Here is an 11,779-nt window from a genome sequence, read left to right as displayed (position 1 = left end):
TCTATGTCCTTGAAAATACTTTCTGAAATTTGAAAACTTCCACTCTTCTTAATCTTTGCATCAGCTTTACAATCAATAGATCCAGACATCATGTCCAGATCTCCTATTTTTAAATTATTCTTATTTAAGAGTTCATACCTATAACTTACTTTTCTATTCATATTTGTCACTCGTCCTCAATATAGTAAAGTTTAATTCATAACCAAACCTATTTTTATTAAGTCCAATATTTTTTATAAGTCCACAAATGTTATCTCCATAATAATCCCTAAGCAAGAACTCTTCTTTTTGTTCGATCATATTTGTTAATTTAACTTTATCTTTTATGAAAAAATCATAGGATTTCTGGTCTAATACCGTATCTCCATATTCTATAAAAGGATATTTTGCCCCTTCTATTTCTATTTCGTTTGCATTAATAGATAATTCAAGTGATCTACCAGGTAAATTATCAATGTTATATCTTAGGACAATAAAATCGCTAGGATTATTAACGATTGCTAATGTGCAACCTATAAAGTCCACCTTAGCTTTTATAACTTTGCTAAGGCTTATTTCATCATCTGACTCAACCATAATTTGATAATTGTAATATTTCCCATTAGCCCCTGTATAATCTTTAAATGAGCCGTCTTCAGTTTTACCAATTGATTTTCCATCTCTTATTACAGAAAAGTTTGGTTCTTTTGAAACTATTTCTAAAAAATAATTTGATTTAAAAATATTAAAATCAACTTCTTTTTTATTAATAACTTCAATTTTCTGGGTTAGTTCGGCTTTTTCTGAATCTATTCCATATTTGTTTTTTATAGTTAGAGTGAAGGTGTATTTTCCATTGTTTATAACTTTAGGAATTTTAAATTCTTTATTTGCATAATCTAAAATATAATCCGAGTCATAAATACAGTTATTATCTTTATCTATAACTCTTATTTTAAACATTTCTTGCTGGTCCGAGTACCATTTTATTGTTGGTAGATTCTTATTGCTTACACTTACAATTTGCGGTCTTGGTGGAACTCCATAAACTTGAAACTTTCCAATTTCTGACCATTGGGACTCTTCACCATAATTATTTATGACTCTAACTCTCCATTGTCCCGTCGAAGTTCCAAATGAGCGTATATCATTTAGAGTATAATTAGTTCTACTTGTTTCTTCGCTTATACTTTTCCAATCTCCATTGTTAATTCTGTATTGCAACTCATAAGATTTTTGTTCTTCTATTGTGTCTGTGACAAATACCCATGAGAATTCCAAAGGTTCTGTGTTTTTAATATAGGACCCAGTAGGATAAATAAGCCTTGGAGCTATTTGCTCAGGAACACCTAAAGTAAAACTTGCTTCTTGATAATCAGACCATGTATCTGACTCATCTTTAACCCTAACCTTCCAATTTACAGACCCACTGAAATCCTTTATTGTGTCTGCTGGCATATTATAAAACCTGTCAACAGTTGTCTTTGTTATAGTTTTATAGTTTCCTCCATTGACACTATATGATAGTTCATATGCTGTCTGTGCTATTTTAGTATTCCATGTAAATCTAATGGATGTTCTTGGATTTACAGTTTTATTCTCAGGTGTTAATGAATCTGCACTTTTAGGTTTATTAAATCCATATTCAACTATTGCATATGGGGGATTAGAATCGTCATAAGAATCATAAGGAACTAAAAAATTTTCAGCATTTTCTATAGTGGTTAAGCCTAAATCTTTGTCCGTGAATTGTAAATTACTACTAAATATGGACCATTCAAATATGGCTAAGTTTAAACTTCTAAATTTTGCACTAATATCTAAAAAATCACTGGTAAACTCAAATTTATTCCATCCATCTTTAAAGTAATGTTTCGTATATTTTTCATTGTATGATTTCCCAGAGTTGTTTGTATCTTCAGGTTCTCCTTTTTGAAAAGATAAAGCTATCTCAGCTGGAGATAATAAATTTTCTGAATTTTTTTTAACATAGATATATAATTCAATCTTTTTAAGATAAGTGTTTTCAGGTATTAACTCATTTAGTTCTTTTGAAAAACTAAATAAAGTTTTGTTGTTAGGATAGTTGTAATAATTACTCTCTACCATGTCAGCATTTGTAAAATTACCGGTATCTATTCCAAATAAATATTTTCCATTAGAATGTTCCTTAAGTTTAATATAGTGATGTTTCTTAAATTGATCACGCATCTGTTCCCACACAACTATTATATTTTTGGAAAATTTATCCTCTAAAGGTAATTTGATACTAGGCATTTACATCACCTTGCTTTGCTATTCTTTTTTTAGCCTTTGCCATTTTTATGAATTGTTCTAACTCACTTATTTCATCAAATTTAACATTGAATATATAAGTGTCTCCGCCTTTATCTTGTTTTTTATCTAAAACTTCACTCATGTAGTCCTTTAATTTTTCAATTGGAATTATTGCTTCAGCACCAGCTTCACCGACACCTTGATATCCATTAGGAGTAGCAAAAATTGTAGGTTTTTTAAAAATACCACCCATTTTATTCCATTGAACTGAAAGTTTTGGTACAGATGGCGGATTAAGGGAAAACTTACCTTCTAATTTAAATTTCGGCAATTTTATTTTTGGAAATTCTAATTTTATATTAAACAAATCCTTAACTTTGTTAAAAAAGTCTCTGATATTTTGCAACAATGCTTTTAAAGGTCCCATTGCTGCTTCTTTTATAGCTTGCCATTTTTGACTAGTCCTTTCTTTTATATCATTCCATAAATCAGAGAACCAGTCTTTTAAACCACCTAATTTTTTTATTGCATCTCCAATATCTGATACTTTATTTTTTAATGTATCTTTCATTGAATCCCAAGCATTTGCAGCATTGGTTTTCATATTCTCCCATTTACCAGACATTCCATTTACGACGGACTCAATTATATTCCCAGCGCCATCTTTGATACTATTAAAAGCTTGATTTATAGTTTCACCCATACTATCAAAGTTTTGTTTCGCTGACTCACTTATGCTGCCCCATTTTTCAGATAGACTTTCTTTAATTCCATCCCATGTTTGTCCAAGGTTTTCTGAAAAACCTCCCCAAACACCTGATAATTCTTCTTTTAAATTGGATCCCCATTCTTTTGCTTTTTCCTTAATTCCATCCCATTTTTCACCTAATGTTTGATGTATATTTCCCCAAGCTTCGCTGGTCTTGCTTGAAAATTCAGTCCATGTTTCTGACAAAGTATCTTTGATTGTAGAACCCCATTCTTTAGCTTTCTCTTTTATAGAGTTCCATTTTTCGGACAAATTTTCTTGAATATTTGACCAAGCTTCACTAGTATTTTCTTTTATTGTGTTCCAGCTTTCAGAAAGATTATCCTTCATTTCAGACCATTCTTGAGATAATTGTTCTTTCATACTGGACCAAGTCTCGCCAAAACTTTCTTTCATGTGTTCGCCAAACTCGCCAAGTTTTTCTTTTGCGTCCCCACAAAACTCAGCAATTTTTTCTCCCACACTTTTGAAAAATTCCTTTATCTTGTCCCAATTTTTAATAGCTGCAATTACAGTGGCAATTGCTCCAGCGAGTGCTAAAGCACCTACTACTGGACCAGCATTTAAAGCTGCACCAACAGCTACACAAGCACCTTTAATTAATCCAAATCCTTTTACAAGTACAGGTATCACTTTTGATAATCCAATCATTGCTGGAGTTGCACCTTTTGTGGTGGCTCCATTTACTATTGCCATAGCTCCTGAAAAAGTCCCAACAACTTTCATTAATTTTCCAAATATTGTGAGCAAAGGACCTATAGCTGCTAACAATAAGCCAAATCCTACTATCGCTTTTTTTGTGCTAGGTTTTAACTTACCAAAACTTTTAATCAATTCATTTAACTGCTTTATAAAGGGAGTTATTATTGGTATTAACTCTTGACCTAAGGTATCTTTAAAATCTTTTAGGTTTTTTTGGAAAGCTTTAATGGTTCCTGATGCACCGTCTGCTTCTCTTGCTGCTTGACCTTGCGCATCTCCCGTTTGTTCCATGATAAGAGCCAACGTTGCAGCTTGTTTAGCAGCAAGACTCATCTGCTCCTTTTCTCCAACAAGACTCATTTCCATAGCCTTTGTCTTAACTGTAGCTTCATTAACTCCCATACCATAGTTATCTAGCATTGAGTTATTTCCTTTTAAAGCACCAGTTAAGGCCCTTACTGCATCTTCTGTATTCCCACCAAACATGGCGGATAAGTCGCCAGCAAGTTTAACAAGTTTTTCAGACATTGCGGCAGCTTCTTCATCAGTTTTACCACCGATATTTTTAAGCATGGATCCCATAGTGTTTGCATATTCTAAAGCTTCTTTTTTAGAAACTCCATAGTAGTCTTCAATACTGCTAGTCCAATCATCAACATCTTGAGCATGGTCTCCAAATACTTGATGAGCTGCCCCCATGGCATCTTCTAAATCAGCGGCTCCTTTAAATGCAACTGCAAATCCCGCTGTAATTGGAGCAGTGACCTTAGTGGACATTGACTTCCCAATGCTCTCTATCTTATCTCCAACTTCAGTAAATTTCTTTGACACCTCTGTCAACTTACCACCCATAGCTTCAAAGTCATTTGCAAATTGTGCTGCAGATGTCCTCGCTTCCGTCAATTTTGACTCTAACTTTGCAACTTCTTCAGAGTTTTCGCCATAAATTTGCTTGGCATCCGATAATTGTTTTTCTAGATTTACAACTTGTTCGGCTGCATTTGCTATAGCCTTAGACAAATATTCTTTTTTTGCAGCGAGCTTTTCTGATTCTTTTGCATTGTTGCCCATTTCTGCAATTTGCAACTTATATTCTTTTGAAAGCTTTTCTTCTTCTTGTTTTAGCTGCTCGCCACTCTTTTGTAAGTCTTCAAGAGATTTTTTTCTATCGTCCGCTGCTTTTTTATTTTCAACTTCTTCTCGTGAGGACTCCTTCAGAGTTTTTTCATATGACTTTAATTGATTCTCAGTTTTTAATATTTCACGACTAAGAGCATCGTATTGGTCTTGTCCTATATCCCCATTCTCTAAAGCTTCAGATGCTTGTTCCTGTGCATCTTTTAAAGTAGTCAGTTTATCCTTTAAGTTTGCTATAGCTTCTTTAGCTACTCTTGCTTTTTGATCTAAAAGTTCAAAAGAATCAGGATTGAATTTCATTGATTTGTCAATATCTCTTAATTCCTTATTCAAATCCCTAGATTTACTTTCTACATCTTTCAAAGCTTTTTGTAATGTGGTCGTATCACCACCAATTTCAATTGTAATTCCTCGTATATTTCCAGCCATTATCTCACCTCACTTTGAAAATAAAAATAAGGGCTTCAATATTGAGCCCTTTCTTAAAAATTGTTCCAGTCATCTTGGGTAGCCTTTCTAACTGTTTCAGTTTCTTCATCATCTTCATCATGCATATTGTTATAAGTTATTACATAATCAATGATATCACCCAAGTCCATTTCATCCATATCTTCAATGGATAGGCCTCTTTCAATCGCTCCTACATAAATGTTCTCTATTTTTAAAAACTCTTCAGATTCCCTCTCGTCATGTTTTTTTTTTGGTTCAATAGAGCTTGAGATTGACCTAATTATTAAATCCATCAATTCTACAATTATGTCAGCGATTGGAAACTCTTCAAACTGATCCAACCATTCTTCAGGTGGTGCAATTGATTTATTTGCATTCTGAGCTAAAGCCCAGCAAATATCCTGAAGAATTTCAGCATCAAAGTTTCTTAAATCTATTTCTCCATTTTCATTTTGAATATCTACTAAAGAAAAAATGTCTGATATTGGATCTCTTTTAAATTGAGTTTTATATCTTTTAAAAAATCCTCCAGAGGTTTTAAAAAGGACTTCTTTCCCATCAATATTAATTATTTTTTGCATCTACTATCACACGCTTTCTTCTACACTTATATCTTTTCCGCCTTTAAAATCTGGAATCTTAGTAAATAGTGTTGAATATCCTGTATCAGATTCTCTATATTTTAATTTAATTACACCAGATTCCAAATCCCCTAAAACCGTAATAGGCATTGTTTGTACTCTTACTTCTTTTTTATTTTCAAGTGTTTTAAATTCCTCTGTTGGCTTACCAGCACCGCAGTTTATAAACATGTGTCTAGTTTTTTCTTTATCTCCTTTACCTTCAAATATTAAGCAAAATCTCTTTTTAGGAGCGTTCTTAACTTCAACAATTCCACCATCATCAAGTTTTTTATAACCTAGTACAGATCCTAGAAACCAATCAGGTAGTAATGCCATAGACAATTCTCCAGAATATCCATTATCTGTGGCTTCATTATAGTAGTCCCCATCATCTGCATAAAAATGAAAGTCATCTGACTCAGCAGACGGTGTAAAAGTTACTGCACCAGGAATGTGTTTTGGAACATCCCATCCATCACCTTTTTCAATTGCAACATGTACGTTTGATAAGCCAAACTCAACCTTGTTTTTATTAGCCATATTATGCCTCCTTAAATGTAATAAGGGACCATGAAAGTTTTATCCTCTGGAATAAAAATATCTAGTCCCTTTTCAAAAATTATTTCGTTTTCTATCAATATTTTTTCGATTTTATCTTCTAAATCGAATCTTTTTTCAAGTGTATATAACTCAATATTAAACCTCTGCACATTAAAATAATTTATATTATCTGCTATTGTACTATCCATACCAACACCATAATAAACCATAAATGGCACAACCCCTGGTTTTGGATTCTTAAAATATCCAACTGGTATGTTCAAAGGTTTAAAAAGTTTTATTGGATTTATTCTATTTGCCACTTATCATCTTCCTAACTTTTTTCTCGAAGAATTGCATTCCTCTTTCTTTAGCTTGTTTTATATGTGGTCTTGGTGGAACTCTACCCCCATTTACTGTGGCATGACCATATTCTAGTAAATGTGTTAATCTATAATGCTCTTTATTATAAACAACAAAGGCCTTGTTTAGAACGGTTCCTCTTTCTTCTTTATTAGACCATGACTGTCCATATTTACCAGTCTTTTTTGGACTACTGCTTTTTAGATCCTTAGCAACGCTTTTAGCTGTTGAATTGCTTGCCTTGTCAACCTCTTCACTAACTTCGATTGCATAATCGTCTAGTATTTCTTTAAGATCTTTAGAAATATCAATTGACATTTGCAACCTTCCTTTCACATACTAACTCTAACTTATCAAGCGTCCTCTGATAGGTTCTTATTATTGTGTATTCAATATCATCACAAATCACAAGGTCTGCATCCCTAAATTCTTCTGCATAAATCTCAAAAACAAAGTTAGGTTTTAAACCTTGATTGGCAGCCCTGTAAAATTCATTCTGACTAACAGACATTCTCTCTGCAAAAACATGCCATTCTTCAACTTGTGGAATTGGATTGCCCCAGTCATCAGTGTCGGTTCCACTATTTTTTATAAGTTTAATTACTACTGATTTTTTCATGAGGCAAATAATCTCCATACTTATAGCTTAAAGCCAGATGAGTTTTTAAAGAATTGTAGCAATCTATAAGACCGTTCCTGTCTGGATTTTCACTCCCAAAATGAGCCTTTACATAAATTCCTACTGCCCTCTTTATCAAATCATCATCAGCTCTTGTAACTCCACTTAGATCTAAATCTAAAAGACAAGCACTTATTAAAATCTTGATTTCCTCATCAAAAACATCAGTGCTTGCCTGTCTTAAAAGTAATTTACAATATGATAATAAATCTTCAGGTGTCATGTTTATTCACCCTTTTCTGTTTTCTTTACTTCCTTCTTTTTCGGTACGTCATCTACAACTACACCTGCATCCAAATACTTCTTTAAGTTCTTGTTTTTATCGTCGATAACTTCGTGGATGTCATAAAAAACACCAGTTTCGGTGTCTTGAAATCCACTTACTACTCTATAAGCCATGTTTATACTCCCTTAACAAGGTAAGCAAAAGCTTTTTCATCGATTACTCCGCCGTCGTGTACTTCATATCCAACAAAGTCAGTTGTTCTTGCCTTTGCATGGTTTTCAGTAACTAACTTCATGTCTTCAGAGATATTTTCCTTATAACCTGCTGCCATGTTACCGATTAGAATTTCTCCGTCGCCCATAGCATCTTCTTCCATTACTGGGATTCCAAAGATTCTGCCTACTCCGCCTGTAGTTACATCAGGAATAAATAGAGGTCTGCCTTGACCGTCTAATAGATTAGCAAGAGATCCCCAAACAGTTGCATTGTTAGCATAGATCTTAGCACCGCTTACATATCCAGATTTAATCTTTGCCATAGCTGCTGTGATGTCTTTGTAAGTTAAGCCATCAGCCTTGTAAGATACCTTTTGAGGTGTGCTTTCTTCAGCTTCGATAGCTGTTACAACACCTTGTGGATACTTAGCATCGCCCTTCCCTTTAACAAAAGCTTTTGCCTTAGCAACTCCCATTCTTTCTCCAAGCTCTCTAGTGATGAAAGGAATAAAATCAGCAACTGCCATAGCTTGTAACTTCCAAGTTACTGTAACAGCCTTTGATAATTCTTTGCCATTAAGAGTTAACTCTCCAAATTTATTTTCTTCATCTGCTGTTGGAGTCGCTTCATCGTAATAGTCAGCGTCTCCTGCTGGAATACCAGTTCTCTTAACATATTTTACAGTTCCCTTAATTCTAGTTGCTACTACATCGGCTAGAATTGGGTGTAGTTCTTTCATAGTGTCGATAATCCCACCTATAACAGTTTCAGGGATTAGAATCTCAGTGTTAGTTGTGTTGTGAGTGTACACATTTTCTGGGTTCATTTCGTTAAATAAATTAACTTCGTCTTCGTTAAGATCTCTTTGTAGTGCCACCTTGGCAAATACATCTTCGTAGTTTACTGGATTCTTCTTTTCAATTTTTTCCACTGCTTTTAAGCCTCCTTCGCTTACTGATAGATTTTTCATATCAATAACTTTGTCATTTTCCTTATTTAAGGCATCAAGATTTGCTTGTTCTTTAGATGCTTCTTCAAAGTCTGCGTCTAACTTTTCAATTTCTTTTCTTTTTGTTGCTGCTTCTTCAATTTTTCCTGCATTGATAAGGTTTTGTGCCTCATCAAGCATAGCTGCTCTCATTTCTAAGTATTTTTCTCTGTTCATTTTAAATTTTCTCCTTTAACTTCAATAGATTTAGTTGCTCTTGCTCTTTTTCTTGCTTTAATTTATCAATAACAGCTTGTGGAATTAAAAAGTCACTCGCTGCTACTAACCTGAATTCATCTACACTGTCTGACTTGGACAATATCTCGTCTATAAATCCATTTTCTAGTGCTTCCTCTGGAGTAAACCATGTTTCATAGTCCATTAGATCTAAGATTTCTTCCCTAGTCTTTCCAGTCTTTAGCATATAAGCATTTGCGATGGTGTCATTGGATTTTTTAAGTTGCTCTGCATAATGTTCAAAGTCTCTATAATCTCCAGAACCTGATGCACTTACATTGTGTATCATCATTTGCGCAGTTGGACTCATGACAACCTTAGTACCTGCCATAGCTATAACTGATGCTGCACTTGCTGCTCTACCAGTTATTGTAATATTGACATTACCTCTATGTTGCATAAGTGCTGTGTAAATTTCAGAGGCTGGGTAGATGTATCCGCCTGGCGAGTTAATTTCTATGTCTACATCTTGTCCATCAACAAGTTCCAAATCCTTTGGACAAAAAGCTTCCATTTCGCACCAGTCATAGATCCACTTATCATTATTGCCGACAATAGTTCCATTAATCTTTATTGGCATCTTCTTCACCTCCTCCGCTATCTATTTCTTGTGTATCAAGTCGTCTAATATAGCTTTGTCCCAATCCATCAGGAATTGGTGCCATATTAAGAATTTCTCTTACTTCATCAGGATTCATTATTCCTCTGTCCACAAATTGGACTAAATTTAATTTAGTTTGCATTGACGCAAAGTTAAGGTTTGATGATTCAAAAATAATTTTATTTCCAAATCCTCTTTCCCTGCGTGTAAATAACTTTCTTGTAAACTCGTTTGACATCTGTACAAGTATTGGTTCAACCTCTGCTTCGTAATACGAAATCCATTGGTCTTCGTTGTAGCTACTTTGTACAATGCTTTCATTGGTATTAAAAAAACTGTAAATTCTATCCACAGTTCCCTTAGTTTGCGTTGAGTTAGGCACATAATTCTTAGGTTCTACCTGTTGAGCATCAAACTTTAAGTCTGTCGCAGCTGCTCCAGCAGAATCTGAATCTACGCTTAAAAAGCTTTGGACAAATTCCCTCGTTTGTCTCTTTATGTCTTCTTCTCTAAGCACATTATTAAATTTTAAAAGCCACATAATCGTATTGCTATTCTTAATTGCCTTAACTATTCCTTGGTCTGTGGTGTTTACAATTTCCATCAGTTGAGTTAAGGCTTTAGCTGGGCTCTCGCCAAAGATGTCATTATTATTAAAATCTCTGCGAAGATGTATGACATCAGAGTATCTAAAAGTGTAGTATTTGCCCTTAATTAAGAATCTTAAAAAGATTCCGCCTTGATTGTTTTCTAATGCTTCAACGCTACTAGAATTTATTGGATAAATTGCCTTAGCAAGTCCATTACTATCTCTTTCTATGAGCGCAAAGGCATTGTTGTTAAGTGCTAGTTGATTTGCCAACTTCTCTTGCAGCATTTGTCCAGACATATAAGGATTAGGCTCTTCTAACAAAAATCTTATATAGACTTCAGGGTTTACTTGCGTTGTGACCTCGTCTTTTCTTATGTGCTTTGCCAAAGCCTTTCCAATAGCTTGTGTCTTGGGTCTTATGCAAGACCTCACTATGTCAGATGCGTAGAGATTACCGTTGTATGAGTAAAAACCTTCGCCTCTTTCTGTTACCATCTTGTAGCCAGAGACTTTTACAATCTCATCTTTATTTTTTAAAAAATCAAAAATTCCCATTTTTCACCTCCTTAAATTAAAGCTAAATATTCTTCCTGGTTATCTTCAAAAACTATTAGTGCATCCATTAGAGATGCCACACCGTCTATTCTTCGCCTTGGATTGCTTGTCTTACATAGTGCTATGTTGCCGTTGGTGTCAGTCTTTATTGCTGCATTGGACAAGTTCCATTTAGTGATTGGGTTATTATTGTAATTTACCTTCTTTGCTTTAAGGTCGCTTTCAAGTCTTTTCATTGGATTGGAAAAAGTTTTTGCCCCTTGTGCTACTGGTACTGTAATCTTCCCAAAAGTTTGATCTAACTCATCTACAAGATATTGTGCAGACCATCTGTCGTAACCAATTTTGTAGATATAGCAGTCCATTTCGTTTTGGACTTCTAAAAGCCACTTGGTTGTGTCCTTGTAGTCCACCTTGTTAGTGCCCGACCTTCTTAAAAGTCCTCTGTCTTCCCAGACATCATAAGGGATTTTATCCTCATGACTTCTAACTTCCACTAAGTCAGACGGTAGCCAGTACATTTGCTTGACATAAATTGTCTCATCATCTGGCACCTTAAAGGCTATAGTCGCACAAGTTAAGTCAGTAGTTGCTGACAAGTCGATACCAGCTATGCAGTATCTAGGCTTTAAGTCTGCCATTTCAAAGGTGTCTCTGTTGTCTATAGTTTCAAATGTTAACCATGCTTCGCCCGTTGTTTCTGGTATATCAAAGTCCTTAGTAAGCAAGTTTTTTACAAGCTTACTATTAGCTTTAGCCTTGTTGACCTTGTCTCTTAAAGCATCAGTCTTTTTAATAGTTCCAAGTCCAGGGTTCGCCTGCATCCAGGTTTCCTCATCAGTCCA

General features: G+C 34.5%; 13 protein-coding genes. All 13 read right to left on the bottom strand.

Going from position 1 to position 11,779, the window contains the following annotated elements:
• Positions 1–153: 153 nt before the first annotated feature.
• A complete protein-coding gene (locus tag MR285_RS07565) occupies positions 154–2,256 on the bottom strand; it encodes a hypothetical protein (protein ID WP_293559637.1) in 2,103 nt (700 codons plus the stop codon).
• The gene (locus MR285_RS07560; protein WP_293559635.1) at positions 2,249–5,293 is read right to left on the bottom strand and encodes a phage tail tape measure protein; all 3,045 of its coding nucleotides are present in this window, start codon (positions 5,291–5,293) and stop codon (positions 2,249–2,251) included. Before MR285_RS07560 ends, MR285_RS07565 begins: the two co-directional genes overlap by 8 nt.
• 53 nt (positions 5,294–5,346) lie before the next feature.
• Positions 5,347–5,895, bottom strand: a complete 549-nt coding sequence (locus tag MR285_RS07555) for a hypothetical protein (RefSeq protein ID WP_293559633.1) — start codon at positions 5,893–5,895, stop codon at positions 5,347–5,349.
• Between the two features lie 6 nt (positions 5,896–5,901).
• Complete coding sequence (locus MR285_RS07550) at positions 5,902–6,477, bottom strand: major tail protein (protein ID WP_293559631.1); 576 nt, start codon at positions 6,475–6,477, stop codon at positions 5,902–5,904.
• 11 nt (positions 6,478–6,488) lie between these two features.
• Positions 6,489–6,800 carry a hypothetical protein gene (locus MR285_RS07545; protein ID WP_293559629.1) on the bottom strand — a complete coding sequence of 104 codons (312 nt, stop codon included), beginning with the start codon at positions 6,798–6,800 and terminating at the stop codon, positions 6,489–6,491.
• On the bottom strand, positions 6,790–7,176 hold the full coding sequence (locus MR285_RS07540; protein ID WP_293559628.1) for an HK97 gp10 family phage protein: 387 nt from the start codon (positions 7,174–7,176) through the stop codon (positions 6,790–6,792). The genes MR285_RS07545 and MR285_RS07540 overlap by 11 nt, the downstream gene beginning before the upstream one ends.
• A complete protein-coding gene (locus MR285_RS07535) occupies positions 7,148–7,459 on the bottom strand; it encodes a phage head closure protein (protein WP_293559626.1) in 312 nt (103 codons plus the stop codon). Before MR285_RS07535 ends, MR285_RS07540 begins: the two co-directional genes overlap by 29 nt.
• Positions 7,437–7,742, bottom strand: a complete 306-nt coding sequence (locus MR285_RS07530; RefSeq protein ID WP_293559624.1) for a hypothetical protein — start codon at positions 7,740–7,742, stop codon at positions 7,437–7,439. The genes MR285_RS07535 and MR285_RS07530 overlap by 23 nt, the downstream gene beginning before the upstream one ends.
• A 2-nt stretch (positions 7,743–7,744) precedes the next feature.
• Positions 7,745–7,918 carry a hypothetical protein gene (locus tag MR285_RS07525; protein ID WP_293559622.1) on the bottom strand — a complete coding sequence of 58 codons (174 nt, stop codon included), beginning with the start codon at positions 7,916–7,918 and terminating at the stop codon, positions 7,745–7,747.
• Positions 7,919–7,920: 2 nt separating this feature from the next.
• Positions 7,921–9,126 (bottom strand): phage major capsid protein, encoded by a 1,206-nt coding sequence (locus tag MR285_RS07520; RefSeq protein ID WP_293559620.1) that lies wholly within the window; start codon positions 9,124–9,126, stop codon positions 7,921–7,923.
• A 1-nt stretch (position 9,127) separates the two neighbouring features.
• Positions 9,128–9,766, bottom strand: coding sequence for a head maturation protease, ClpP-related (locus MR285_RS07515; RefSeq protein ID WP_293559618.1), 639 nt, complete (start codon positions 9,764–9,766; stop codon positions 9,128–9,130).
• Complete coding sequence (locus tag MR285_RS07510) at positions 9,750–10,934, bottom strand: phage portal protein (RefSeq protein ID WP_293559616.1); 1,185 nt, start codon at positions 10,932–10,934, stop codon at positions 9,750–9,752. The genes MR285_RS07515 and MR285_RS07510 overlap by 17 nt, the downstream gene beginning before the upstream one ends.
• A gap of 11 nt (positions 10,935–10,945) precedes the next feature.
• On the bottom strand, positions 10,946–11,779 hold an 834-nt coding region (locus tag MR285_RS07505), incomplete at its 5' end, for a terminase TerL endonuclease subunit (RefSeq protein ID WP_293559614.1).

The sequence above is a fragment of the Peptoniphilus sp. genome, assembly GCF_022767005.1.
In the GTDB taxonomy this organism is placed as follows: domain Bacteria; phylum Bacillota; class Clostridia; order Tissierellales; family Peptoniphilaceae; genus Peptoniphilus_A.
The sequence above is the reverse complement of the archived record's forward strand: the minus strand, read 5'-3'. Positions and strand labels throughout refer to the sequence as shown.